Source organism: Clostridium sp. BSD2780061688st1 H5, assembly GCF_005845155.1.
Classification (GTDB): domain Bacteria; phylum Bacillota; class Clostridia; order Lachnospirales; family Lachnospiraceae; genus Claveliimonas; species Claveliimonas intestinigallinarum.
The window spans coordinates 99,869-124,298 of record NZ_SPGT01000009.1 but is presented as its reverse complement, the minus strand read 5'-3'; the positions used below and the strand labels follow the sequence as shown (position 1 = coordinate 124,298).

The following is a 24,430-nucleotide window of genomic DNA, read 5'->3' as shown; positions in this document are numbered from 1 at the left end:
TCCCGATGCCGAATTGTCCCTGCAATCCGGCTCCGGCGAAAACGGAACCTGTCCTTTTTTGTGTATTCTATTCTGCTTTGGATCAGAGCTGTCCTTAGATTTCCTCGCCCCTGCGGTATTTCTCCACCACGTTCTGAATTCTCGCGCTGGGGTTCAGGATGCTGCTGATGGAGCCGTCGTGGTTCAGTGTGTCGATCATGAGGGCGATGTACTTGCTCATGTCGCAGTTGATGTAGTAGGGACGTGAGAGCAGCTCCGGCGTCTGGTAGATCAGGTTGGTGGTCAGGATGCCGTTTATGATGCCCTCCTCGTAGGCCCTGTCGAATTTCTCCATACCGTTTGTGAAAAGCCCGAAGGTGGCGGCAGCGTAGATCCTCTTCGCGTTCCGCTGCTTCAGCTGGCGGGCTACATCCAGAATGCTGTCTCCGGAGGAGATCATGTCGTCCAGGATGATCACGTCCTTGCCCTCCACGGAGGAGCCCAGGAACTCGTGAGCCACGATGGGGTTGCGGCCGTTTACGATCCTTGTGTAGTCACGGCGCTTGTAGAACATGCCCATGTCCAGGTTCAGCACGTTAGCCAGGTACACGGCGCGCTCTGTGGCGCCCTCGTCGGGGCTGATGGCCATCATGTGGTCGCTGTCGATCTGAAGATCCTTGACTGTGCGCAGAAGTCCCTTTACAAACTGGTAGGTGGGGCGCACGGTCTCAAAGCCGCTTAAGGGAATGGCGTTCTGCACTCTCGGATCGTGGGCGTCAAAGGTGATGATGTTGTCCACGCCCAGGTGAACCAGCTCCTGCAGGGCCAGGGCGCAGTCCAGAGACTCCCGGCTGCTCCTCTTGTGCTGGCGGCTCTCATAGAGGAAGGGCATGATCACGTTGAGACGGCGTCCCTTTCCCCCGATGGCGGCGATGATGCGCTTCAGGTTCTGGAAGTGGTCGTCGGGAGACATGTGGTTTGTGTGGCCGGACAGAGAATAGGTCAGGCTGTAGTTGCACACGTCAACCATGATATAAATGTCCTTTCCGCGGACGGACTCTCCGATGATCCCCTTTGCTTCACCGGAGCCGAACCGGGGCATTCTTGCGTCGATCAGATAGTTGTCTCGCTCATATCCGCTGAAGACGACATCGTTCTTGTGCTCATGTCCGTCTTCCTTTCTCCATTTTACGAGATAGTCGTTGACACGCTTTCCCATGTCCTGGCAGCCGTCCAGGGCGATGATCCCAAGGGCTCCAACGGGAATATTGTCTAAAATACGTTCATTTCGGCGCAGCATCTTATAAGGTACCTCCTGTTATTTGAAATATTTTCTTACGCTCTGTTCATCAGTTTTTTCTGTATCCGGATATCGTCACCTGTCAGCCTCAGCACGGTGTATGCGCTGGTGATCCTCGAAAAGACTCTCTCCGAGTAAATGTTTTTCAGGTCTTCCAGTGAGAGATTGGTTGAGATAAGGGTGGATTTTTTTCGCAGGATCCGCTCGTTCAGACAGATAAAAAGCTGGGAGTTGGTGAAGGTGTTGCTCATCTCCGTTCCCAGATCGTCAATGATGAGAAGATCACAGCTGTAGATATGCTCGCAGTCGGCCCCTGCCTCCTCCTCCCGCCGGAAGGTGCTCTTCGCAAATATGTCAAAAAGCTGGGCGGCCGTGAAATAGATCACGGAGAAGGACTGCTCCAGCAGCTCCTTTGCGATGCAGTGGGACAGAAAGGTTTTTCCCACCCCTGTATCTCCGTAGAGGAGCAGATTGCGGAAATCCGTCCCGAATGTGTCCGTGAACTCGTGGCAGGTTTTCAGGGCGATCTCTATGGCTTCCCTGGAGGACCGGCCGGTGAGGCGGTCGATGTGGCCCTCGGAATAGTATTCCATAGAAAAGGTGTCAAAATTCTCCCTGTCCAGCACCTCCTGCAGATTGGACTGGGTGTAGAGCAGGTCGATGACAGCCTTCTTAAAGCAGTGACATTTCCTGTCTCCGATATACCCTGTGTCCTGGCAGTCCGGGCATGTGTAGTGAAGCTCCAGATAATCCGAAGGATAACCGTTTTCCCGCAGAAGTGCAAGCTTTTTTTGGGAAAGCGAGTGAATTTTTTCTTTTAAGGTGTCCAGAGCGGACTCATCCCCCTCCAGAAGGCGGCGGGCCTGCTGCAGAGAAAGGCTGGAGATCTCATCGTCCAGCTCCTTTATCTGAGGAATCTTTTTTTCTATATCCGCATAGCGCCTGCGCCTCCTGTACTCATTTTCCAGGCGGTGCTGCTCGTAGGTGCGCATAATCTGGTCGTATTGGGAATTGGTAAGAGCCACAAGTCTTCTCCCTTCTCAAGTGTTGGAGGACAGTCCTGTCCTACTGGTTCTGTATGAGCCTGCGGGTCAGATCCTCCATGTCCTCGTAGGTCCTGCCCTCAAAGTTGTTGAAACGGTTCCGGGCTGCCCTGGGTGTCTCCGGGGAAGCGGCTGCGGACCGCGCCTGGCGCTTTTCCTTCCGCTCCTGCTTCTCCCTCTGGTAGGCCAGGTCCAGAGCCTCCACATCTTTCCTGGTCTTGACGCCTCCCTCCAGCCAGCTCTTCAGGATGGACTCCGCGTAGTCGAAGCTGGGCTGGTGGATGCTGTTCATGGTTCTGTTGCAGGCCTCCAGGATCAGCTCGTCCGAGAAGCCGTACTCTCCGCTCCAGCGCTGGATGTAGGCCAGCTCGGAGGACGCGGGGGAGCGCCCGGTGATGCCGAAGGCCTTCAGGACACCATAACAGCTTTTGCTGTAAAGGGCCGCGCTCTGCTTAGCCTCCTCCGGAGTCCGGATCTTCCGGTCTGTCCAGGAGAGAGCCACCTTCTGTATGTAGTGCATGCTCTTGTGCCCGTTCTCCACGCAGTACTCGATGAGGTACTCGATCAGGTCCGTAGACATGCCCAGCTCGTCATAGAAATAGGTAATAGTCTTCATATCCGTGACAGAGAGGGTCTTTCCCAGGTACTGCTCCGCCACAAAGAGCAGTTCCTTTAACTCCTTGCGGTTTCGGAAGCGGGTCACGTTCTCCGGGGAGGATGCCGCCGGGGAAACCGTCACCGAGGAATCTGATGCCGGGGAAGCCGCCGTCGGGGAAGCTCCCGCCGGGGAAACATCCGGGGAAGAAACTGCCGCGGAAACCGATGCCGCAGAAGAGACTGCCGGTGAAGAGGCCGCCGCGGAGGACGCCTCATGGACGGAAGAGGACATGCCGCTGCCAGGGTCCTCCGTGATCTCATAGTCCAGAAGACCCTGTTTTTTCCAGTATTTCAACGCGCGAATCACATCCTTCTCCGTGTCGTCCAGGATGTCCGCGATGCCGGAGACGGTCAGCTCCCTGTCCGGGCTGGCCTGGCAGCGCAGCAGCAGAAGGTAGACCTTCACGTACTCTCCGTTAGCCTCCGGCATATAGTTGTCAATGAATTCGTAATCCAGCAAAAGCGCGCTCTCCTGCCGGCAGTTTTTCAGTGTCAGTTTCTTCATGCTTCTCCCATCCTCGCTTGTCGTTATCTGTCGTATACGTCTTATCGCAGACCTATTATAGCACCGGAGAGGGAGGGGCAAAAAGAACTTTTTGAGCCAAAATCCATCTTTTTTGTGGATAAAATCCTGTGGAAAATGTGGATAACTAGCCTTTCAGCAGATCCTCTCCAATGTTTACAACGTTTCCGGCCCCCATAGTTATCAACATGTCCCCCTTCTGGCAGTGCTTGCCGAGAAATTTCTCGATGGCCTCAAAGGAGGGAAGGTAGAAGGCGTCGCAGCCCTTCTCCTTCAGAGCCTTTGCCAGCAGCTCTGAGGACACGCCCAGCGTGTCCGTCTCCCGGGCGGCGTAAATATCCGCCAGCACTACGTGATCCGCGTGAGTGAGAGCGTCGGCGAAATCGTCAAATAGGGCCTTGGTGCGGGTGTAGGTGTGGGGCTGGAACACGCACCAGATCTCCCGGTGGGGGTAGGCAGCAGCCGCCTTCAGAGTGGCCTTTATCTCTGTGGGATGATGGGCGTAGTCATCGATGACGGTGACTCCGTTCCAGTCGCCCTTGTGCTCAAAGCGGCGGTCTGTCCCCCGGAAGGAGGAGAGACCTTTTTGCACGTCCTCCAGGGACACGCCCAGCAGGTCTGCGGCCGCGATGACGGAGAGAGCGTTGCAGATATTGTGATCCCCTGTCACGGAGAGGCGGATCCGCCCTGCGTTCTGGCCGTTCCGGATGAGGTCAAAGGAAGCGTCGCCGAACTCGTCGTGGGAGACGGAGCCGGCTGAGTAATCCGCATCCGGCTCCAGGCCAAAGGTGATGATCCGGCATTTCAGCCCTTCCGTAATCTCCTCCAGTCTGTCAATGCCTTTGTTGATGATGAGGACGCCGTCCTCAGGCAGGAGCTGGGCGAATTTCCGGAAGGAGTGGCGGATATCCTCCAGATCCTTAAAGAAGTCCAGGTGGTCCGCGTCAATGTTGAGGATCACGGAGATCTTCGGGAAGAAGTGGAGGAAGCTGTTGGTGTACTCGCAGGCCTCCGTCACAAAGATGTCGGAGCCACCCACCCGGATATTTCCCCCGATGGCCTTCAGGATGCCGCCCACGGAGATGGTGGGATCCTTCTCTCCCGCCAGAAGGATGTGGGAGAGCATGGAGGTCGTGGTGGTCTTTCCGTGGGTGCCGGAGATGGCCACAGGAACCCGGTAGTTCCGCATGAGCTGGCCCAAGAGCTCCGCCCGGCTGAGCATGGGAAGCCCCTGCCTTACAGCCTCGGCGTACTCCTCATTGTCCTCGTGGATGGCCGCTGTGTACACGACCACGTCGATCCCGGGGATGATGTTGGAGGCCTTCTGCCCGTAGAAGACCTGCGCGCCCAGGGAGGAGAGATGGTCTGTCAGGGCAGACTGCCTGGCGTCAGAGCCGGAGATGGTGAAGCCCTCCTTGAGGAGGATCTCAGCCAGGCCGCTCATGCTGATGCCGCCGATGCCGATAAAGTGCACGTGAACAGGTTCATGAAAATTGATTTTATACATGATCAACATACCTTTCTGTAAAATAATATCCGTCAATAGCGATACATATAAGAATGGCGAAGCGCCGAAAAAGGCGATCTGTGCCCCATTTATATTATTATAAACATATATAATAGAAAAGCCAAGAAACTTTTTTTGTGATATATCGATAAAAAAATAGTAGAATAATCACTTTTTTTGTAAAATATGTTCACTTAAATACGGAAGTATGGTATAATAAGAGTCATTAAAAAATTGCTGAGAAGGGGTGATGGCATGATTAAAAAAGAAATGATAGCAATGCTGCTGGCAGGAGGACAGGGCAGCAGACTTGGAGTCCTCACGGCGAAGGTTGCCAAGCCGGCCGTTGCTTTTGGGGGGAAATACAGAATTATAGATTTTCCGCTCAGTAACTGTATCAACTCGGGGATCGACACTGTGGGCGTTTTGACCCAGTACCAGCCGCTGCGGCTCAATACACATATCGGGATTGGCATTCCGTGGGATCTGGACCGCAACATCGGAGGAGTGTCCATTCTCCCGCCATATGAGAAGAGCTCAAACAGTGAGTGGTACACAGGTACAGCCAACGCGATCTATCAGAATCTGGATTACATGAGCACGTTTAATCCGGACTATGTGCTGATCCTGTCGGGAGACCACATTTATAAAATGGACTATGAGGTGATGCTGGACTACCACAAGGCGCACGACGCGGATGTGACCATAGCCGCCATGCCGGTTCCTATGGAGGAGGCCAGCCGTTTCGGTATCGTGGTGGCGGACTCTGACGGCCGCATCACGGAGTTCCAGGAGAAGCCGCCGGAGCCCAAGAGCAATCTGGCGTCCATGGGCATCTACATCTTCAGCTGGCCGGTGCTGAAAAAGGCGCTGATGGATCTGAAGGACGTGCCCGGCTGTGATTTTGGAAAGCACATCATCCCCTATTGCCACGAGAAAGACAAGCGTCTCTTCGCCTACGAGTACAATGGCTACTGGAAGGATGTGGGAACGCTGGGATCCTACTGGGAGGCCAACATGGAGCTCATCGACATCATACCGGAGTTCAACCTGTATGAGGAGTTCTGGAAGATCTACACGAACAGTGATATCATCCCGCCCCAGTACATTGCGGACACTGCCATCATCGACAGGAGTATCATAGGAGACGGCGCAGAGATCTATGGGGAGGTCCACAACTGCGTTATCGGCTCCGGCGTGACCATCGGACCTGGCAGCGTGGTCCGGGATTCCATTATCATGAAGGATGTGGAAATCGGCGCGGGCTGTATCATTGACAAGGCCATTATCGCGGAGAGCGTGCAGATCAGTGACAACGCCACTCTGGGCACAGGCGCGGATGTTCCCAACAGGCTCAAGCCGAATATCTACTCCTTTGGCCTTGTGACCATCGGGGAGAACTCTGTCATACCCGGCGGCGTGCAGATAGGAAAGAATACAGCCATCAGCGGCGTCACCGTCAGGGAGGACTACCCCGGCGGCGTGCTAGAGAGCGGAGAGACATTGATAAAGGCGGGTGAGAGATTATGAGAGCGGTAGGAATTATCTTAGCAGGCGGAAACAGTAACAAGATGAGAGAACTGACCCAGAAGAGGGCAGTGGCGGCCATGCCCATCGCGGGAAGCTACCGGGCCATCGACTTTGCCCTGAGCAATATGACCAACTCTCATATCCAGAAGGTGGCTGTGCTGACACAGTACAATGCCCGCTCACTGAACGAACATCTGAACTCCTCCAAATGGTGGGATTTCGGAAGAAAACAGGGAGGACTTTACGTGTTCACTCCCACCATCACGGCGGACAACGGCTACTGGTACAGGGGGACGGCGGACGCTATCTACCAGAACCTGGACTTCCTGAAAAAGTGCCATGAGCCCTATGTGATCATCACCTCCGGCGACGCGGTGTACAAGATGGATTACAACAAAGTCCTGGAATACCACATCGCGAAGAAGGCAGATATCACCATCGTGTGCAGGGATCTGCAGCCCGGCGAGGACGCGACCCGCTTTGGCACCCTGAAGATGGACGAGACCATGCGGGTGGAGGAGTTTGAGGAGAAGCCCATGATGGCGGCCTACAACACTATTTCCACAGGCATTTACATCATAAGGAGGCGTCAGCTCATCGACCTGATCGAGCACTGCGCCGAGGAGGAGAGGCATGATCTCGTCACGGATATCCTCATCAGATACAAGAATCTGAAGAAGATATACGGCTATAAGATCAAAGACTACTGGAGCAATATCGCTACAGTTGACGCGTATTATAAGACCAATATGGATTTCCTGAGGCCGGAAGTGAGAAATTACTTCTTTAAGGAATATCCGGGCATTTATTCCAAGGTCAGCGACCTGCCACCGGCGAAATACAACCCGGGGGCTGTGGTGAAGAACAGCCTTGTGGCCAGCGGGTCCATCATCAACGGTACGGTGGAGAACTCCGTGCTGTTCAAGAAGACCTTTGTGGGGAATAACTGCGTGATCAAGAACTCGATCATTCTCAATGATGTGTATCTGGGCGATAACACCTACATTGAGAACTGCATCGTGGAGAGCCGGGACACGATCCGGGCCAATACGCGCCACGTAGGTGAGAATGGCGTAAAGATAGTAGTCGAAAAAAATGAGAGATATGCACTGTAAGAGAAAAAAGGGAAAGATGCAGTGACTGACAAGAAAGGGGCTAGAAGACATGCAGATCACAGATGTACGCGTGCGGAAAGTTGCGAAGGAAGGGAAATTAAAGGCAGTGGTGTCCATCACAATGGATGAAGAATTTGTTGTGCATGACATTAAAGTCATTGAAGGAGAGAAAGGGCTTTTCATCGCAATGCCGAGCAAGAAAGCGCTGGATGGAGAGTACAGGGATATCGCCCATCCCATCAATTCCGCCACAAGAGAGCGGATCCAGAGCATTATCCTGGAGAAGTACGAGGAGGCGCTGAGCCAGGAGGCGGAAGCCGAGCCGGAGATGGCCTGATCCATAGATTGGAAGTAAAAGAAAACGAAGGCTGGTGTGAGTGACCAGCGGACAGCAAAGGCGCTGCGGAAATCCGGAGAGGGATTTCCCGGCGCCTTTTTGGCAGCCCAAGGGAGACGCCCCGGCGTAGGCGGCCGGGGCAGCCATAGGGCAGCAGGTGGAATGGCAGATGAAAAGATGGAGATAGCCAGATGCGGGAAGGCAGGGACAGAATATGAGTGCGTTTGACAGGATTTTAAGCGGTTTTCCGGACGTAGACCGGCTTCTGGACAACATTCGGCTTGGGGACAATGTTGTGTGGAGGGTAAAGAGCCTGGACCAGTTCCGGTATTTTGCGGAGCCCTTTGCGGAGCGGGCCATCGCCGACGGCCGGACTACTGTCTATATGAAGTTCGCCGGGCATGAGCCCCTGCTGGCACCCCGGCCGGGACTTAAGATCCGGGAGTTTGACCCGGATAAAGGTTTTGAGGCTTTTACGGTTGACATCTATAACTGTATCACAGAAAATGGAAGGGAGGCTTTCTATGTCTTCGACAGCCTCTCCGCGGCCAGGATGGCCTGCCGGCAGGGAAATTTCAATGGGGATATGGAGCGGCAGATCATAGAGAGCACTATGACAAAGGACAGCAGGCTCCAGGAGATGCTGAGGAAATATTTTGAGCCCAGGGACTATTTCCTGCTCCGGGACAGGATGGCGGGGAGCGGCTCCATAGGGGGCAAGGCCTGCGGGATGCTGCTGGCCCGAAAGATTGTCCGGAAGGAGCTGCCCGGGTGCGGGGCGTACCTGGAGCCCCATGACTCTTTCTACATTGGGTCGGATGTGTTTTACACCTATATTGTGTCCAACAGCTGCTGGGAGCTGCGGATTGCCCAGAGGACCCAGGAGGGCTATTTCAGCCGGGCGAAGGAGCTCAGAGAGGCCCTGCTGGCAGGTGAATTTCCCCCGAATATCCGGGAGAAGTTCCGCTCCATACTGGAGTATTTCGGGCAGAGCCCTATTATCGTGCGGTCCTCCAGCTTTCTGGAGGACGGATTTGGAAATGCCTGTGCGGATACAGGACTGATGAGGGAGACAGAAAGGAGAGATAGATATGGCAACGACAATGGAAATGCTGGAGGAGCTGCAGCACAGGGCCCATCAGGACCCGGAGCTCAAGGAGGCTCTGCTGGCCACCAGGGAGGAGGACGATCCCCTGGGGGCCTTCTGCCGGAAGTGCCGGGAGCTGGGATATGAGATATACGAGATGGAGCTGGTGAACGCGGGGGAGGAATTCTACGCCGAGATCAAGAGGAGCACCAACGGCGGCGGAGAGAATTCTCCTCTCCTGGACGGGCAGAACGACGCCTACGAGCTCTTTTTCGCGGCCCTGGAGCAGGAGCCCATCGACGGGTAAGGGGGGCTTACACGTCCCGCTCCAGGCAGAACTGCATTTTCTTTCCGGTGACCGGGTGGAGAAATTCCAGCCGGAAGGCGCACAGCTTCAGCACCTGCCAGGAGCCCGGGGAGAGGGCTGACGGGTTGTACTTGGTGTCCCCTGCCAGGGGACATCCCAGGTGGGCAAGCTGCACCCGGATCTGGTGGTGACGGCCCGTCAGGAGGTGGATCTCCAGCTCTGTCTGCCCCTCCTTGGCGTCCGGAAAAAAGGAGGACTCCCCTGAGACGGTGCGGTACTCAAGGACTGCCTTTTTTGCGCCGGGGGTGTCCGGAGAGCAGACCCGGGAGGTGTTGGAGCGCCCGTCCTTTACAAGATAGTCCTGGAGCGTGCCGGAGGGGGCGGGCGGACAGCAGTCCACAAGCGCCCGGTAATGCTTCCCGAAGGAACCGCCTGTGAGCTGGGCATTCAGCGAGGAAGCGCTTTTTTTCGTCTTCCCGAAGACAAGAAGGCCGGAGACCGGCTGGTCCAGCCGGTGGATGACAGCCAGGTAGGGCTTCTGTCCCTGGCGGACCAGATGGGTCTTCAGCAGGCTCTCCAGGTCCGGCGAGCCCGCCCGGCGGCTCTGGACGGGCAGGCCGTGGGGCTTGGCGCAGACCAGGATGTCCCCGTCCTCGTAGAGGATACTCCAGGAGCTTTGGGGGCTCTGGCCCGGGTGTGGGTGTATGGTGTGGGTCTGAGACATTTTCAGTCCCTCCTTCCTTTTGTAATAAAACAATTTGGAGTTATTATAGCATTTCGGCCGCAGGGGCTCAAGGCAGATGGGCCGGCGGAAAATTCACCCCTTGACAAATAAAACTGTATTCGCTAAAATTCTGTTTAACTGATATATTCAGACAAAAGCATACCTGCCGGCAGTGATGGCTGCGGAAGGCAGGACTGGCAGTGAAGAGGAATAGTAATGGTAAGACCGGTGCACACAGAGAAGGGATCCTGCGGCTGAGAGTTCCCTGTATACGGGTATCATGAACCTACCTTGGAGCCTCTGTATGAAAATACAGCGTCATGTCAGCGTTAATGACAGCCAGAGAGAACTGCAGAAGGGCTGCAGTTAATTAGGGTGGTACCGCCGAACTTTTCGGTCCCTTTTTCGGGGAGACGAGAGGTCCGGCGATTTTTTATTTCCCAGGATCAGAAGTCCTCCGCAGAAAAATCGAGAAAAAAAGGAGAAAAAAGTCATGGCAAATGAAAAGAAACTGGTAAAAAATATCACTTCCCGCGATGAGAACTTTGCGCAGTGGTACACAGATGTGGTTCGGGAGGCTGAGCTGTGCGACTACTCAAGCGTAAAGGGATGTCTGAACTACCTTCCCAACGGCTACGCCATCTGGGAGCTGATCCAGGCGGATCTGGACAGACGTTTCAAGGAGACAGGTGTGGAGAATGTATGCCTGCCCATGCTCATTCCGGAGAGTCTTCTGGAGAAGGAGGCAGATCACATCGAGGGATTTGCGCCTGAGGTAGCCTGGGTGACACACGGAGGCATGGAGAGACTGCAGGAGCGCCTCTGCATCCGTCCTACGTCTGAGACACTGTTCTGCGACCTCTGGGCAAAGACTGTCAAATCCTACAGAGACCTTCCCAAGGTGTGGAACCAGTGGAACTCCGTGCTTCGCTGGGAGAAGACAACAAGGCCCTTCCTTCGCTCAAGAGAGTTCCTGTGGCAGGAGGGACACACGATCCACGCCACATACGAGGAGGCAGAGGCCCGCACCATCCAGATGTTCCACGTATATGAGGACTGCTACAGAGAGACGCTGGCGATCCCCTTCGTGTCCGGAAGAAAGGCAGAGCATGAGAAGTTCGCCGGCGCTCAGGACACCTACACAATCGAGGCTCTGATGCACGACGGAAAGGCGCTCCAGTCAGCCACCAGCCATTTCTTCGGAAGCGGCTTCCCGGACGCCTTCGGCATCAAGTACCTGGATAAGAACAACCAGCTCCAGAGCGTGTACGAGACATCCTGGGGATGGTCCACAAGAAGTATCGGCGCCATCATTATGGTTCACGGCGATGACAGCGGACTGGTTCTGCCGCCTCACGTGGCTCCTGTAGAGTGCCGCATCATCCCCATCGCACAGCACAAGGAGGGAGTGCTGGACCGCGCCTTCTCACTGCTGGATGAGTTGAAGAAAGCCGGATACAGGGTAAAGATCGACGACTCCGACAAGAGCACAGGCTGGAAGTTCTCCGAGCAGGAGATGCTGGGTATCCCCACACGTATCGAGATCGGACCGAAGGATATCGAGAAGAACCAGGTAGTGGTAGTCCGCAGGGATACAAGAGAGAAGATCGTTGTGTCTCTCGACGAGATCGCAGGAAAGCTGCGTGAGATCCTGGAGACCATCCAGCAGGATATGTACAAGAAGGCCGAGAAGTTCCTGAACGACCACATCGACACAGCCACAACCATGGATGAGATGGTGGAGAAGTTCAAGGCCAACAGAGGCTTTGTAAAGGCCTGCTGGTGCGGAGATCCGGAGTGCGAGGGCGAAGTGAAGTACGCCACAGGCGGCGCTGCCACAAGATGCCTTATCGAGGACGAGGAGTTCATCTCCGACAAGTGTATCTGGTGCGGCAAGCCGGCCAAGCACATGGCATACTGGGGCAAATCCTACTAATCCCCGCCTTTTGCTTTCCTGGGCAGAGCCCGGAAAAAGCGGGAGAAACCATACAGAAAAGACAGGATACAGGGGCGGAAGGACAAAAACTTCCGCCCCTTGTCTTGCGCCTAAAACGGGAAATGGGCTATGATAGAGACATGATAACAGAGGGTAAAGGACTGATAGATATGAATGGCGCCAGAAAGATATACATTTCCATGCCGGACAAGGTAAAAGAGATCATCCGCACGCTGCGGGGCGCGGGCTTTGAAGCCTGGGCCGTGGGCGGGTGCGTCCGGGACTCCATCCTGGGGAGGGAGCCCGGGGACTGGGACATCACCACCTCCGCTCTGCCGGAGCAGACAAAGGAGCTGTTTTCCAGAACCTTTGACACCGGGATCCAGCACGGGACCGTGACCGTGCTCCTGGAGGGGGAGGGCTTTGAGGTGACCACCTACCGGATTGACGGAGCCTACGAGGACAGCCGCCACCCCACGGAGGTGACCTTTACGAGAAATCTGCGGGAGGATCTGCTGCGCCGGGACTTCACCATCAACGCCATGGCCTACAGCGACGAGGAGGGGCTGGTGGACATCTTTGGCGGCCTGGAGGATCTGGAGCGGGGCGTGATCCGCTGTGTGGGTAACGCCAGGGAGCGGTTTCAGGAGGACGCCCTGCGGATCCTGCGGGGCGTTCGCTTTGCGGCCCAGCTGGGCTTTGAACTGGAGGAGGAGACACGGGAGGGGATGCGCGCGCTGGCCCCCACGCTGCAGAAGATCAGCGCGGAGCGGATCCAGACGGAGCTTCTGAAGATCCTCCTGTCCGGCAGGCCGGATATGCTTCGAACCGCCTGGGAGCTGGGGATTACCGCCTGGTTCCTGCCGGAGTTCGACAGGATCATGGCCACCACCCAGGAGACGCCTCACCACATGTACACGGTAGGTGAGCACACTCTCCACGCTCTTCTGAACGTGCGGCCGGACAAGGTGCTGCGGCTCACCATGCTGTTTCACGACATGGGGAAGCCGGATCTGAAGACTGTGGATGAGGAGGGGACTGCCCACTTTAAAAAGCACGCCCTGCGCAGCGAGGAGATCACGAGGGAGGTCATGCGCCGCCTGAAGTTTGACAATGAGACGCTGAAAAACGTGGCGACCCTTGTGAAGTACCATGATTACCGGATGCCGGTCCAGGGGAAATACGTGAGGAGGGCTATGAACCGGATCGGCCTGGATCTTTTCCCCCTGTACCTGGAGGTGCGCCGGGCGGACGTGCTGGCCCAGAGCCCGTACCGCCGGGAGGAGAAGCTGGCGGACATAGAGGGGGTGGAGAGACTCTACAGGGAGGCTCTTGAACGCCGCGACTGCGTCACGCTGAAGGACCTGGCGGTCAACGGCAGGGATCTCATAGAGGCCGGCTTCCGGCCGGGAAAGGAGCTGGGGGAGATCCTTCAGGGGCTCCTGGAGGACGTGATCCGGGAGCCGGAGCTCAACGGGAAGGAGAGGCTGCTGGCTCTGGCGAAAGAGAAAAAGAAGTAAAAGAGGAACAGGCATATTACCGTCTCCGCTGTCATACATTAAACAGAACATGATATTGGAAGAGTGCAGGGGACGGTAATATGCAGGATTACGAATTGAGTATATTGGAGCAATATCCAATCAATGTAAAGAGCACCCGCAAAACAAGGGGTGCGTTTTTTTGTGATACAGACCAGGGACTTTTTCTGCTCCGGGAGGCGGGGGTGTCCAGGCGTCATGCCCTCCTGATGCGGCATGTGGGACTCCATCTGTACCGGGAGGGGAGTATGCGGACAGACCTGCCTGTGGCCAACTGCGAGGGCGACCTTCTCTCCACCTCCCCCGAGGGGCGGACCTATATACTGAAGCAGTGGTTCAGAGGGCGGGAGTGCGATATCCGGAAAAGCCGGGAGCTCCTGGAGGGGACTGCTAATCTGGCCCACCTGCACCGGTTTATGCGGCAGGTACCGCCCTGCCCGGAGGCGGAGGAGGACGGCTCTCCCGGGGAGCCGGAGGGGCTGAAAAAGGAGTATGACAGACACAACCGGGAGCTGAAAAAGATCCGCCGCTTTATGAGAGCGCAGTCGCCAAAAGGGGAGTTTGAGCTGGAATTCCTGCGGTGCTTTGAGGGGATGTTCGAGTGGGCCCTGGGGGCCTCGGGGGAGCTGGAGCGCCTGGATTTTGGGAAAATATGGAAGGACTCTGTGCAGAATAATACCATGATCCACGGGGATTATAATTATCACAATATCCTTGTCATGGCGGGCGGATATGCCACCACCAATTTTGACAGGTGCAGGGTGGGCATCCAGATGGAGGATCTCTACTATTTCCTGCGGAAAGCCATGGAGAAGCACGGGTGGAACGTAAAGACGGGAAACCACATGCTGGACGCCTACAGCGCCATACGACCCCTTGCGGAGGCGGAGGTGGAGTACCTGAAGGTGCGCCTCATTTACCCGGAAAAATTCTGGAAGCTGGCGGACTCCTACTACTGTTCCAATAAGGCCTGGATCCCGGCGAAAAATGTGGAGAAGCTGAAGACGGTGGTGGCGCAGACGGAGGAGAAGCGCAGGTTCCTTAAGCAGCTGTTTTCATTTTCTCTGTAAAAGCCCCGGAAACCTTGAAAATACCGGGTTTTTCGGGGATTTTCCCTTGACAAACAAAGGGAAAACCTGTATAACTTTATTGAAAGACGTCCCGCCGGCCCTGCGGGATACGAGCAGGACGCATAATATGCTGAATAGAATAAGATAAGGGTTCTATCATAAGTCGAAGGAGGAGTTTTCCATGAACAAAACAGAATTAGTAGCAGCTATTGCTGAAAATGCAGAGATATCCAAGAAGGATGCTGAGAAGGCTTTAAAGGCTTTTGTCGATGTGGTGACAGAGGAGTTAAAGAAAGAGGAGAAGGTACAGCTTGTAGGCTTCGGTACATTTGAAGTGAGCAAGAGATCTGCAAGAGAGGGAAGAAATCCTCAGACAGGCCAGACAATGAAGATCGAGGCGTGCAAGGCTCCGAAGTTCAAAGCCGGAAAGGCTTTAAAGGATGCTGTAAACGCATAGGGCTTGTTGCGATTTATGTAGAATATCTGACAGGATGTGCGCAGACTCATTCTGACGGATACTTCGGAATAGAAGACGGCACTGCGGCGGGAGAAGGCTGTAGTGCCGTTTTGCGATAGCGGGGAGCGCGAGGCAGCAGGCCCCCGGAGATCAGGGGGAGAGGAAGGTGAAGTATGAGACTTGACAAATTTCTGAAGGTTTCCAGGCTGATCAAGAGGCGCACTGTGGCCAACGAGGCCTGCGACGCGGGCAGGGTTCTGGTAAACGGGGCCACGGCCAAGGCGTCCACGAAGGTAAAGCCGGGAGATGTCATCGAGATCCAGTTCGGCACAAAGGCCGTAAAAGTGGAGGTTCTCGACATAAAGGACACGTCCAAAAAGGAGGAGGCCAAGGATCTGTTCAAATATCTGTAATAATCTCAGACAGCCTTTCATATGATTATCAAGAAAGGTTGTGATGGCAATGGAAGAAAAACAGGCGCGGGGAGCGCACAAGCTTGTTGTGAATAACCGGAAGACCAGCCTGGTGACAGGCGTCCTGGACGTCCTTTCCTTTGACTTAAACGAGATCCTCCTGGAGACCGAGCAGGGGATGCTCATGGTCAAGGGCTCTGACCTGCATGTGAACAGGCTGAGCCTGGAGAAGGGGGAGGTGGATCTGTCCGGAACCATAGACAGCGTGGCCTACTCGGAGGTGCACCCGGCAGCCAAGACCGGAGAAAATATACTGAGCAGGCTGTTCAGGTGACGCATGTACGGGATAGAGGTGGAAGGCCTTTCATTCCTGGAGGCAGTGCTGACGGGAATGACCGTGTGCAGCGTCTACACGTGCCTGCGCGCGCTGCGGAGGATCATCCGCCACACCCCGGCGGCCATTGCTGCGGAGGACCTTTTTTTCTGGCTGGGGACGGCGCTCTACATGTTTGTGCAAATTCACCATACCACTAGTGGTAGCATCAGGTGGTATTTTATACTAGGTGTTGTGCTGGGAAGCTTTTTTTTCTCCCGCATGTCGAAAATTCCGGGAAAATTGCGAAAAAAATTGTATGCGAAAAGAATGGGAAAATTCGGTGAAAATGGTTGAATAAACGGGAGAAAAAAGATAAGATTAAAGATAATAACCAGTGACACAGCTGGCAAGATGGGTGAGTAATTAATATGGGAAGTATCAAACAAAAGAACAGGGCAAGACGCCGGAAAAAACAGGTGCAGCAGCACAGGAGAAGCATGCTGGGCATCAGTGCGGTGATCCTGCTCCTGGCGGTCATTGTCTCGGTGAGCAGCATTGAGCTGCGGGCCAAGAACAGCGCCTACATAGAGCAGGAGCAGGAGCTGGAGAAGGACATCCAGGCAGAGAAGGACCGCGCGGAGGAGATCGAGAAGCTGGAAGAGTACGTAGGTACAGACGAGTACGTGGAGCAGATAGCGAAGGATAAGCTGGGGCTGGTCCATGAGAACGAGATCATTTTCAAATCAAAATAAGAACAAAAATAAGTATGCAAAAGAAAAGCTTTGGGAAAGAGTCCCAAAGCTTTTTTGTTTCCCGGGAGGCCCTGTCGGGCTCCCTGGGGCGCGGGGGAGTATCGAGATGAGCGAGGTTAAGGAGAGGGAGCTTTTTGTCAATCCCTATGTGATACAGATGGACAAATTTGCCGGGTCCCTGAAGCACCTGTCGGAGACGTTTCTGGGACTGGAAAAGGGACGCCGGACGCTGACGGGCGAGGAGATCGACGAGATGCTTTGCGCTGTCTCGGAGAAGGTCTGCCAGGGCTGCGAGAGGAAGAGTATTTGCCTGGGAGAGGGCAGGGAGAGGACAAGGCAGATGGTCTACGAGATCATGGCCGCCGCCGAGGAGTACGGGGCGGAGCTGAATGTGGAGCTGAAGAGAAAGATCCAGAAACAGTGCGTGAAGGCGCCCCGTTTCCTGCGGGAGACCCTGGAGGTATTTCAGGCGGAGAAGCAGAAAATGGTGTGGAACCGGAAGCTGGTGCTGAACCGGGAGGGATGCGCCGCGTCCATGAACGCCTTCGCGGATCTTGTACAGCACGCGGCCCGGGAGCTGGACGCGGGGATCTGCGTGGATGATCATCTGCAGAGAAAGGTGAAGGCCCAGCTGAAGAAGAGAGGGCTGAAGCTTCTGTCCAGCGTGTTTTTCGTGACAAAGCAGGGCAGGTACGAGGTTCATCTCACGGTTCGGGCGCCCAAGGGACAGTGTGTGGCCTCCAGGGAGGCGGCGGAGGCGCTGTCCTATAGCCTGGGGCGGCAGATGCTGCTGGTGAAGGGGGAGTGCCCGGTGGTCACGGAGAACTATGGCACCCTCGTGTTTATGGAGGGGCCTGCCTTTCAGACGATCCAGGGGGTGGCCAAGATCGGGAAGGGCTGTCAGAAGATCTCCGGGGACACCTTTGCCATGACCCAGCTGCCCGGCGGGAAAGAGGGGGTGGTCCTCTCCGACGGCATGGGCTCCGGGGAGCACGCTTTCCAGGAGAGCGCCATGGTGGTGGAAATGCTGGAGGAGCTGCTGGAGGCAGGGTTTCCGCCCCAGACCGCCGTCCAGATGATGAACACAGCCCTGGTGGCAGGCAGAGAGGAGCTGTGCTTTTCCACGGTGGACATGTGCGTCTTCGACCTGTATCAGGGAACCTGTGAGCTCATGAAGGCGGGGGCATCCACCACCTTTATACGGACCGGAGGCGGGGTGGAGAAGATCAGCTCCACGACCCTCCCCATAGGAGTCCTCCAGGAGCTGGAGATCCAGAGAACCTGCCGGCAGCTTGCGGACGGGGATTTTGTCATCATGGTGACGGACGGGGTGCTGGACGCTCTGCCGGTGGGGAACCAGGAGGCTATGCTGTCGGCCCTTATCGGGGGCACCAGCATCAGCAATCCCGGAGAGCTGGCCCACTATCTGCTGGAGCAGGTGCTGGAGATGTCCGGGGAGGTGCCGGCGGATGATATGACCATTCTGGCAGTGGGGCTGTGGAAGGTATGAGGCGGCAGGAAAGCATAGAAAGGCAGGAAAGCGCGGAAAGGCTGGAAAGTGCGGGAGAGCTTGCATTTTTTCTCCGGATTATTTATAGTATTATATATTTGATGCCAGGGTCAAAAGTCAAAAGGTCTAAGCCCACATGAGCTTGCTCATAAGTGGGTGAAAGACCTTGGGACCCGCCCCGATATGAGCATAAAAGTGGGATGTATATCCCACGATATGCGAATATTGGGTAGGATTGTGAGAGTGCGCAGCACGGAACAATCCGTAGGCATCGTAGTTGGGGGCTTTTGACCCCAACATCATATATTTGATAGACGGCGAAGAGGCCTGCCCTGGGGCAGAGGGAAAAGGACATGTATGAAAAGATAAGGGACTATGCGCGGGCGCATGGGATGCTGGATAAAGGAGATGTAGTCATAGCAGGCATATCGGGAGGAGCGGACTCCGTATGCCTGCTTTGTGTGCTTCTGGAGCTGAAAAAGGAGTATGACCTGGAGATACGGGCCGTCCACGTGAACCACGGCATCCGGGGGGAGGCCGCCGCGGCGGACGAGGCCTACGTAGAGGAGCTGTGCCAAAGCTGGGAGGTCCCCCTGGAGACCGTGCACGTGGATGTGTGCCGGATGGCCCGGGAGGAAGGGATGACCCAGGAGGAGGCGGGGCGCGCTGCCCGCCGCCGGGCCTTTGAGGAGGCTGCGGGGAGGTGGCGCGCCGACAGGATCGCCCTGGCGCACCACAAAAACGACAATGCCGAGACTGTGCTCCTCAATCTGGCCCGGGGCACCGGCCTGCGAGGGATGGGGGGGATCCGACCCTGTTCCGGGAAATACATCCGTCCCCTCCTGGAGGTGTCCAGGGAGGAGATCGAGGAGTTCCTGGCTGAAAAAAATATTTCTTATTGTATGGATGCCACAAATTATGAGGATACTTATACACGGAACCGTATCCGCAATCATATAATTCCATATATGGAGGAGCAGGTCAATCCCAGGTTCGTGGATCACGTGTGCGGGACTGCGGAGCAGATGGCGCAGCTCTGGGAGTACGTGGAGAGGCAGACCGGGGAGGCGGCTGCCCGCCTGACCACCCTTCGGACAGGAGCGGATGGCCGGGGGAGAGAAGTGGTCATAGACGGCCCGGGATTTGCCGGGACAGACAGGGCGCTGCGGCCCTACCTTTTAAAGCGGGTGCTGGGGCAGGTCAGCGGCAGGGAAAAGGATCTGGAGACCGTCCACTTCGAGGATCTGGAGGAACTATTTGACAGGCAGGTGGGCAGAAGGCTCAGCCTCCCCTATGGGATGAAGGCGTTTCGGTGCTACGAGGGGGTGCGGGTGGTCAGTGCGGACTGGCAGGCCCCTGGGGAGGACCAAAGAGAAGGGGTGAGCGGGAAGATAAAGATGCGCATCCTGGACCCGGCGGACATAGAAGGCCCGATAGAGGAGGCAATTCCCAAAACACCCTACACGAAATGGTTTGATTATGATATAATAAAAAATAGTGTTATTATCAGGACCCGCCGCCCCGGCGACTATCTTGTGATAGACAGGGATGGGGCCAGGCAGAAGCTCAACCGGTATTTTATCAATGAGAAGATCCCGTCACAGGAGAGGGACAGCATCCTTCTGGCGGCGGACGGCAGCCGCATCCTGTGGGTGATCGGATATCGGGGAGGGCTGGGGTACGAGGTGACCGGACAGACGAGGAAGATACTTGAAATAAGGATAGATGAAGTCACGACAGACAAGGGAGGAAAATACGATGGCAGAGACAATCAGAGAGCTTGTGTCAGAAGAAGAAGTTGAGAAGAGAGTGTGTGAGCTGGGAAAACAGATCAGCGAGGACTATGCGGGAAAGCATGTGCATTTGATCTGCGTCCTCAAGGGCGGCGTGTTTTTTATGTGTGAGCTGGCCAAGAGGATCACAGTCCCGGTTTCCATGGATTTCATGAGTGTCAGCAGCTATGGCGATGGAACGGCGTCCAGCGGCGTGGTGAAGATTGCCAAGGATCTGGATGAGCCGCTGGAGGGCAAGGATGTGCTCATTGTGGAGGATATCATTGACTCCGGGCGGACGCTGTCCTACCTGATCCAGATTCTGGAGAAGAGAGGGCCCAGGAGCATGAAACTCTGCACGCTTCTTGACAAGCCGGAGCGGAGAGTGAAGCCGGTGACAGTGGACTATGTGGGCTTTAACATCCCGGATGAATTTGTCGTGGGATACGGCCTTGACTATGCACAGAAATACAGAAACCTTCCCTACATCGGAGTTGTGGAAGGTGTGGAGTAGAAAGGAGCAGCAGAGATTTGAACGATAAAAGAGGCAGGGGCCTGAGCGGCGCCACACTGCTTGTGTGCGTGATATTGCTGTTTGCAGCGCTCTGGTTCACCAATCAGATCGATCAGCGGGATAAGCAGATCACATACCAGGATTTTGAGAGCCTGGTGGAAAATGAAGAGATTTCAGAGGTGACCATCATCCAGAACCGGAATGTGCCGACAGGACGGCTGGAGGTGACGGTAAATGACGCCCAGGAGGGGGACGAGGCGAAGCTGGTCTACGTCTCTGACGTCAACAAGGCACAGGATTATCTGGCTGAGCACGGCGTGGACTACACGCTCAGAGATGTGCCCCAGGAAAACTGGTTTATGACAAACATCTTCCCGGTGCTCCTCATACTGGCGGCATTTTTCCTGTTCTTCTTCATGATGAACAGACAGAACGGCGGGGCTAACGCGAAGGCTATGAGCTTTGGCAAGAGCCGGGCCAGGATGAGTACGGAGCAGGATAAGAAGATCACTTTCGCCCAGGTGGCAGGCCTGCAGGAGGAGAAGGAGGAGTTGGAGGAGATCGTGGATTTCCTGAAGGCGCCGAAGAAATATATCCAGGTGGGAGCCAGAATTCCCAAGGGCGTGCTCCTGGTGGGCCCTCCGGGGACAGGAAAGACTCTGCTGGCAAAGGCCGTGGCGGGGGAGGCGGGGGTTCCCTTCTTCAGTATTTCCGGCTCCGACTTTGTGGAAATGTTCGTGGGCGTGGGAGCGTCCCGTGTCCGCGACCTGTTTGAGGACGCCAAGAAAAATGCGCCCTGCATCATTTTCATTGATGAGATCGATGCGGTTGCCCGCAGAAGGGGAACCGGCATGGGCGGCGGCCACGATGAGAGAGAGCAGACGCTGAACCAGCTCCTTGTGGAGATGGACGGCTTTGGCGTCAACGAAGGCATCATCGTCATGGCTGCAACCAACCGTGTAGATATCCTGGATCCGGCTATCCTGAGGCCAGGCCGCTTTGACAGGAAGGTGGTCGTGGGGCGGCCGGACGTGCAGGGAAGGGAGGAGATCCTGAAGGTGCACGCCAAGGGCAAGCCCCTGGGAGACGATGTGGACCTGAAGCAGATCGCCCAGACCACAGCCGGATTTACGGGTGCGGACCTGGAAAACCTGCTCAACGAGGCGGCTATCCTGGCGGCCAAGGAGAACAGAGTCTACCTGCAGCAGTCAGATATCAGGAAGGCCTTTGTGAAGGTGGGCATCGGAGCGGAGAAGAAGAGCCGCGTCATCTCAGACAAGGAGAAGAAGATCACAGCCTACCACGAGGCGGGCCACGCCATCCTCTTCCACGTCCTGCCGGATGTGGGGCCTGTGTACAGTGTGTCCATCATCCCCACAGGGACGGGGGCAGCCGGCTACACCATGCCTTTGCCAGAGAAGGATGAGATGTTCAACACAAAGGGCAAGATGCTCCAGGATATCACAGTGGCTCTGGGAGGCCGGGTGGCAGAGGAGGAGATCTTCGACGACATCACCACCGGAGCGTCCCAGGATATCAAGCAGGCAACCAGCCTTGCCAAATCCATGGTCACAAAATTCGGTATGTCCGAGAAGCTGGGGCTTGTCAATTATGACAATGACAACGATGAGGTGTTTATTGGCCGAGATCTGGCCCACACCTCAAGAGGATACGGCGAGCAGGTGGCCAGCACCATTGACCAGGAGGTCAAAGACATCATTGATGCGTGCTACAGAAGGGCCAAATATATTATCCGGAAATACCAGAATGTGCTGGAGAAGTGCGCAGAGCTTCTCCTTGAGAAGGAAAAGATAACAAGAGAGGAATTCGAGTCCTTATTTGAAGGGATTGAGGTTTCAGAAATATAAAGTCAGGCGGCGATAGAATGAACATACATGCATTATTTTGCGACGGAACAGGAAATTACGTTTTCCCGCCGGAACCACTGCCAGGACAGCAGGTCACACTGCAGTTCCGCACCGGAGCAGGCGATGCGGACAGTGTCTGCCTGCTGACGGGCGGCAGAGAGTACGAGATGGAGAAGCGGAGCACATCCGGGGTGTTTGACTACTATGCAGTGTCCCTGGAGCTTGGTGAAGAGAATCTGTACTACAGCTTCAGGGTGCGCGCCGGGGAGAAAGTCTGGTATTATAACCAGTTTGGCGCCACCAGGGAGAAGATCGAGGAGTATGAGTTCCAGATCGCTCCTGGATTTAGTACCCCCGACTGGGCCAAGGGCGCGGTCATGTACCAGATCTTTGTGGACCGTTTCTGCAATGGAGATCCATCCAACGATGTGGAAGACGGAGAGTACATCTATATCGGAGAACCTGTGGAACATGTGAAGGACTGGAATGAATACCCGGCGGCCATGGACGTGCGGCGCTTCTACGGAGGTGACCTGAAGGGCGTCATGGAGAAACTGGATTATCTCCAGGATCTGGGAGTGGAGGTCATCTATTTTAACCCCCTGTTTGTCTCACCGTCCAACCACAAGTACGATATCCAGGACTACGACTACATTGACCCGCATTTTGGTGTCATCGTAGAGGACGGCGGGGAGCCTCTCCCGGTGGGCGTGAAGGAAAATGTATATGCGACGAAATATCAGAAGAGGGTGACGGACAGGAAAAACCTGGAAGCCAGCAACCAGCTTTTTATCAAGCTTGTGGAGGAGCTTCACAGGAGGGGAATGAAAGTCATCCTCGACGGCGTTTTTAACCATTGTGGTTCTTTTAACAAGTGGATGGACCGGGAACGGATCTACGAGGGCCAGGAGGGGTATGAAAAGGGAGCCTATGTCTCCGCGGACAGCCCCTACCGGGATTTCTTTGAATTTTTCCAGAGCGGAGACGAGCACTGGCCCTACAACGGAAATTATGACGGCTGGTGGGGGCATGATACTCTGCCTAAGCTCAACTACGAGGGTTCAAAGGAGCTGGAGGACTATATACTGGAGATCGGACGCAAATGGGTGTCTCCCCCCTACAATGTGGACGGCTGGAGACTGGACGTGGCGGCGGATCTGGGGCACAGCATAGAGTACAATCACGAGTTCTGGAAGAAATTCCGGCGTGAGGTCAAGAAGGCCAAACCGGATGCGCTGATCCTGGCGGAACACTATGGGGACCCGAAAGAGTGGATTGCGGGGGATGAGTGGGACTCTGTTATGAACTATGACGCCTTCATGGAGCCTGTTACCTGGTTCCTGACCGGGATGGAGAAGCACAGTGATGAGGACAGGGAGGAGCTCCACGGTAACGCGGACAGCTTTGTGCGCTCTATTTTTCACCATATGTCCCACATGCTCACTCCCTCTCAGCAGGTGGCCATGAATGAGCTGTCCAACCACGACCACTCCCGGTTCCTGACAAGAACCAATCATATGGTGGGAAGAATCGGCAGCCTGGGGCCGGAGAAGGCGGAGGAGTATGTGAGCCTGCCTGTGATGCGGGAGGCGGTGGCCATCCAGATGACCTGGGTGGGAGCGCCCACCATCTACTATGGCGACGAGGCGGGGCTGTGCGGGTTTACAGATCCGGACAGCAGAAGGACCTACCCCTGGGGAAAGGAAGATCAGGAACTCATTGACTACCACAGGGAGCTGATCCGCATACACAAGAATTACGAGGTGTTCCGCACAGGTTCCCTCCAGTGGCTGGTGAAGCAGGACAATGTCCTGGCCTACGGGAGGTTTAACGACACGGATCAGTTTGTCATTGTCATCAACCACAGCAGTGAGCTGCGGGAAGTGCGGGTGCCGGTGTGGGTGATCGGCGTGCCCATGAAGAGCAGCATGAGGAGGGTGATTTACTCCTATGAGGAGGGGTACACCATGGAGTTCGACGAGATTCACGTGATCGATGGAGAGATCGTGGTGAACATGGGAAGCCAGTCTGTGCTGATTGCGAAGAATAAGGAATTTTAATAAAAGAGAGAGCCAGATGTTCCGATTGGCTGATGCGGAGCATCTGGTTTTTTTGATTACGATTTTAGTAACAATGGTCTGCGCTTTCTAATCAAAGCAAGAATCCTAAAAATGT

Annotated in this window: 23 protein-coding genes, 1 pseudogene and 1 other annotated feature; of the genes and pseudogenes, 19 read left to right on the top strand and 5 right to left on the bottom strand. The window is 55.5% G+C overall.

Going from position 1 to position 24,430, the window contains the following annotated elements:
• Positions 1-94: 94 nt before the first annotated feature.
• From FGQ86_RS07840 to murC, 4 genes are all read right to left on the bottom strand, one after another.
• Entirely contained in the window at positions 95-1,276 is a 1,182-nt protein-coding gene (locus FGQ86_RS07840) for a ribose-phosphate pyrophosphokinase (RefSeq protein WP_347562495.1), read from the bottom strand.
• 38 nt (positions 1,277-1,314) lie between these two features.
• Positions 1,315-2,304, bottom strand: coding sequence for an ATP-binding protein (locus tag FGQ86_RS07835; protein WP_033125799.1), 990 nt, complete (start codon positions 2,302-2,304; stop codon positions 1,315-1,317).
• A gap of 40 nt (positions 2,305-2,344) precedes the next feature.
• Positions 2,345-3,484, bottom strand: a complete 1,140-nt coding sequence (locus tag FGQ86_RS07830; RefSeq protein ID WP_138303387.1) for a DnaD domain protein — start codon at positions 3,482-3,484, stop codon at positions 2,345-2,347.
• 145 nt (positions 3,485-3,629) lie between these two features.
• Complete coding sequence (gene murC, locus FGQ86_RS07825) at positions 3,630-5,009, bottom strand: UDP-N-acetylmuramate--L-alanine ligase (RefSeq protein ID WP_138303386.1); 1,380 nt, start codon at positions 5,007-5,009, stop codon at positions 3,630-3,632.
• Between the two features lie 255 nt (positions 5,010-5,264).
• On the opposite strand from murC, the gene FGQ86_RS07820 reads away from it, so the two are divergent.
• The 6 genes from FGQ86_RS07820 to FGQ86_RS16435 are packed head-to-tail and all read left to right on the top strand — an operon-like array spanning position 5,265 to position 9,385.
• Complete coding sequence (locus FGQ86_RS07820; protein WP_138303385.1) at positions 5,265-6,539, top strand: glucose-1-phosphate adenylyltransferase; 1,275 nt, start codon at positions 5,265-5,267, stop codon at positions 6,537-6,539.
• On the top strand, positions 6,536-7,654 hold the full coding sequence (glgD, locus tag FGQ86_RS07815) for a glucose-1-phosphate adenylyltransferase subunit GlgD (RefSeq protein ID WP_087174943.1): 1,119 nt from the start codon (positions 6,536-6,538) through the stop codon (positions 7,652-7,654). The genes FGQ86_RS07820 and glgD overlap by 4 nt, the downstream gene beginning before the upstream one ends.
• Positions 7,655-7,703: 49 nt before the next feature.
• Positions 7,704-7,991 carry a septation regulator SpoVG gene (spoVG, locus tag FGQ86_RS07810; RefSeq protein WP_033125804.1) on the top strand — a complete coding sequence of 96 codons (288 nt, stop codon included), beginning with the start codon at positions 7,704-7,706 and terminating at the stop codon, positions 7,989-7,991.
• A 36-nt stretch (positions 7,992-8,027) separates the two neighbouring features.
• Positions 8,028-8,219 (top strand): hypothetical protein, encoded by a 192-nt coding sequence (locus FGQ86_RS07805; protein WP_138303384.1) that lies wholly within the window; start codon positions 8,028-8,030, stop codon positions 8,217-8,219.
• Positions 8,206-9,225, top strand: coding sequence for a PEP/pyruvate-binding domain-containing protein (locus FGQ86_RS07800; protein ID WP_138303383.1), 1,020 nt, complete (start codon positions 8,206-8,208; stop codon positions 9,223-9,225). Before FGQ86_RS07805 ends, FGQ86_RS07800 begins: the two co-directional genes overlap by 14 nt.
• A complete protein-coding gene (locus FGQ86_RS16435) occupies positions 9,113-9,385 on the top strand; it encodes a hypothetical protein (RefSeq protein WP_243127193.1) in 273 nt (90 codons plus the stop codon). Before FGQ86_RS07800 ends, FGQ86_RS16435 begins: the two co-directional genes overlap by 113 nt.
• 7 nt (positions 9,386-9,392) lie before the next feature.
• On the opposite strand, the gene FGQ86_RS07795 is transcribed toward FGQ86_RS16435, so the two are convergent.
• Positions 9,393-10,109 carry an RluA family pseudouridine synthase gene (locus FGQ86_RS07795; protein WP_138303382.1) on the bottom strand — a complete coding sequence of 239 codons (717 nt, stop codon included), beginning with the start codon at positions 10,107-10,109 and terminating at the stop codon, positions 9,393-9,395.
• Between the two features lie 191 nt (positions 10,110-10,300).
• Positions 10,301-10,514, top strand: a binding site (T-box leader).
• Between the two features lie 88 nt (positions 10,515-10,602).
• Here FGQ86_RS07795 and proS point away from each other — a divergent pair.
• The 13 genes and pseudogenes from proS (at position 10,603) to FGQ86_RS07730 (ending at position 24,315) form a co-directional block, all read left to right on the top strand.
• Entirely contained in the window at positions 10,603-12,045 is a 1,443-nt protein-coding gene (proS, locus tag FGQ86_RS07790; protein ID WP_138303381.1) for a proline--tRNA ligase, read from the top strand.
• Between the two features lie 170 nt (positions 12,046-12,215).
• The gene (locus tag FGQ86_RS07785) at positions 12,216-13,565 is read left to right on the top strand and encodes an HD domain-containing protein (RefSeq protein WP_138303380.1); all 1,350 of its coding nucleotides are present in this window, start codon (positions 12,216-12,218) and stop codon (positions 13,563-13,565) included.
• Between the two features lie 80 nt (positions 13,566-13,645).
• Positions 13,646-14,653 carry a MarR family transcriptional regulator gene (locus FGQ86_RS07780; RefSeq protein WP_033125807.1) on the top strand — a complete coding sequence of 336 codons (1,008 nt, stop codon included), beginning with the start codon at positions 13,646-13,648 and terminating at the stop codon, positions 14,651-14,653.
• A gap of 166 nt (positions 14,654-14,819) precedes the next feature.
• Positions 14,820-15,110: pseudogene (locus tag FGQ86_RS07775) on the top strand (HU family DNA-binding protein); the annotation flags it as partial.
• Between the two features lie 173 nt (positions 15,111-15,283).
• Positions 15,284-15,523 carry an RNA-binding S4 domain-containing protein gene (locus FGQ86_RS07770; RefSeq protein WP_033125809.1) on the top strand — a complete coding sequence of 80 codons (240 nt, stop codon included), beginning with the start codon at positions 15,284-15,286 and terminating at the stop codon, positions 15,521-15,523.
• 49 nt (positions 15,524-15,572) lie between these two features.
• Positions 15,573-15,857: a sporulation protein YabP gene (gene yabP, locus FGQ86_RS07765; RefSeq protein WP_033125838.1), complete on the top strand. Its 285-nt coding sequence runs from the start codon at positions 15,573-15,575 to the stop codon at positions 15,855-15,857.
• A gap of 3 nt (positions 15,858-15,860) precedes the next feature.
• A complete protein-coding gene (yabQ, locus tag FGQ86_RS07760) occupies positions 15,861-16,193 on the top strand; it encodes a spore cortex biosynthesis protein YabQ (protein WP_033125810.1) in 333 nt (110 codons plus the stop codon).
• Positions 16,194-16,267: 74 nt separating this feature from the next.
• The gene (locus FGQ86_RS07755) at positions 16,268-16,591 is read left to right on the top strand and encodes a septum formation initiator family protein (RefSeq protein WP_138303379.1); all 324 of its coding nucleotides are present in this window, start codon (positions 16,268-16,270) and stop codon (positions 16,589-16,591) included.
• 106 nt (positions 16,592-16,697) lie between these two features.
• Positions 16,698-18,101, top strand: a complete 1,404-nt coding sequence (locus tag FGQ86_RS07750; protein ID WP_138303378.1) for a SpoIIE family protein phosphatase — start codon at positions 16,698-16,700, stop codon at positions 18,099-18,101.
• A gap of 353 nt (positions 18,102-18,454) precedes the next feature.
• A complete protein-coding gene (tilS, locus tag FGQ86_RS07745; RefSeq protein ID WP_138303377.1) occupies positions 18,455-19,903 on the top strand; it encodes a tRNA lysidine(34) synthetase TilS in 1,449 nt (482 codons plus the stop codon).
• Positions 19,860-20,387, top strand: a complete 528-nt coding sequence (gene hpt / locus FGQ86_RS07740) for a hypoxanthine phosphoribosyltransferase (RefSeq protein ID WP_033125814.1) — start codon at positions 19,860-19,862, stop codon at positions 20,385-20,387. The genes tilS and hpt overlap by 44 nt, the downstream gene beginning before the upstream one ends.
• A gap of 68 nt (positions 20,388-20,455) precedes the next feature.
• The gene (gene ftsH, locus FGQ86_RS07735) at positions 20,456-22,255 is read left to right on the top strand and encodes an ATP-dependent zinc metalloprotease FtsH (protein WP_347562494.1); all 1,800 of its coding nucleotides are present in this window, start codon (positions 20,456-20,458) and stop codon (positions 22,253-22,255) included.
• Positions 22,256-22,272: 17 nt separating this feature from the next.
• A complete protein-coding gene (locus FGQ86_RS07730; RefSeq protein WP_138303375.1) occupies positions 22,273-24,315 on the top strand; it encodes a glycoside hydrolase family 13 protein in 2,043 nt (680 codons plus the stop codon).
• Positions 24,316-24,430 lie beyond the last annotated feature (115 nt).

Excerpts from the sequence above, each read along its gene's own strand:
- FGQ86_RS07830 (WP_138303387.1), bottom strand. The coding sequence starts at position 3,484 with ATGAAGAAACTGACACTGAAAAACTGCCGGCAGGAGAGCGCGCTTTTG.
- murC (WP_138303386.1), bottom strand. The coding sequence starts at position 5,009 with ATGTATAAAATCAATTTTCATGAACCTGTTCACGTGCACTTTATCGGC.
- FGQ86_RS07820 (WP_138303385.1), top strand. The coding sequence starts at position 5,265 with ATGATTAAAAAAGAAATGATAGCAATGCTGCTGGCAGGAGGACAGGGC.
- glgD (WP_087174943.1), top strand. The coding sequence starts at position 6,536 with ATGAGAGCGGTAGGAATTATCTTAGCAGGCGGAAACAGTAACAAGATG.
- spoVG (WP_033125804.1), top strand. The coding sequence starts at position 7,704 with ATGCAGATCACAGATGTACGCGTGCGGAAAGTTGCGAAGGAAGGGAAA.
- FGQ86_RS07800 (WP_138303383.1), top strand. The coding sequence starts at position 8,206 with ATGAGTGCGTTTGACAGGATTTTAAGCGGTTTTCCGGACGTAGACCGG.
- FGQ86_RS07795 (WP_138303382.1), bottom strand. The coding sequence starts at position 10,109 with ATGTCTCAGACCCACACCATACACCCACACCCGGGCCAGAGCCCCCAA.
- proS (WP_138303381.1), top strand. The coding sequence starts at position 10,603 with ATGGCAAATGAAAAGAAACTGGTAAAAAATATCACTTCCCGCGATGAG.
- FGQ86_RS07785 (WP_138303380.1), top strand. The coding sequence starts at position 12,216 with ATGAATGGCGCCAGAAAGATATACATTTCCATGCCGGACAAGGTAAAA.
- FGQ86_RS07780 (WP_033125807.1), top strand. The coding sequence starts at position 13,646 with ATGCAGGATTACGAATTGAGTATATTGGAGCAATATCCAATCAATGTA.
- FGQ86_RS07770 (WP_033125809.1), top strand. The coding sequence starts at position 15,284 with ATGAGACTTGACAAATTTCTGAAGGTTTCCAGGCTGATCAAGAGGCGC.
- yabP (WP_033125838.1), top strand. The coding sequence starts at position 15,573 with ATGGAAGAAAAACAGGCGCGGGGAGCGCACAAGCTTGTTGTGAATAAC.
- yabQ (WP_033125810.1), top strand. The coding sequence starts at position 15,861 with ATGTACGGGATAGAGGTGGAAGGCCTTTCATTCCTGGAGGCAGTGCTG.
- FGQ86_RS07755 (WP_138303379.1), top strand. The coding sequence starts at position 16,268 with ATGGGAAGTATCAAACAAAAGAACAGGGCAAGACGCCGGAAAAAACAG.
- FGQ86_RS07750 (WP_138303378.1), top strand. The coding sequence starts at position 16,698 with ATGAGCGAGGTTAAGGAGAGGGAGCTTTTTGTCAATCCCTATGTGATA.
- tilS (WP_138303377.1), top strand. The coding sequence starts at position 18,455 with ATGTATGAAAAGATAAGGGACTATGCGCGGGCGCATGGGATGCTGGAT.
- hpt (WP_033125814.1), top strand. The coding sequence starts at position 19,860 with ATGGCAGAGACAATCAGAGAGCTTGTGTCAGAAGAAGAAGTTGAGAAG.
- FGQ86_RS07730 (WP_138303375.1), top strand. The coding sequence starts at position 22,273 with ATGAACATACATGCATTATTTTGCGACGGAACAGGAAATTACGTTTTC.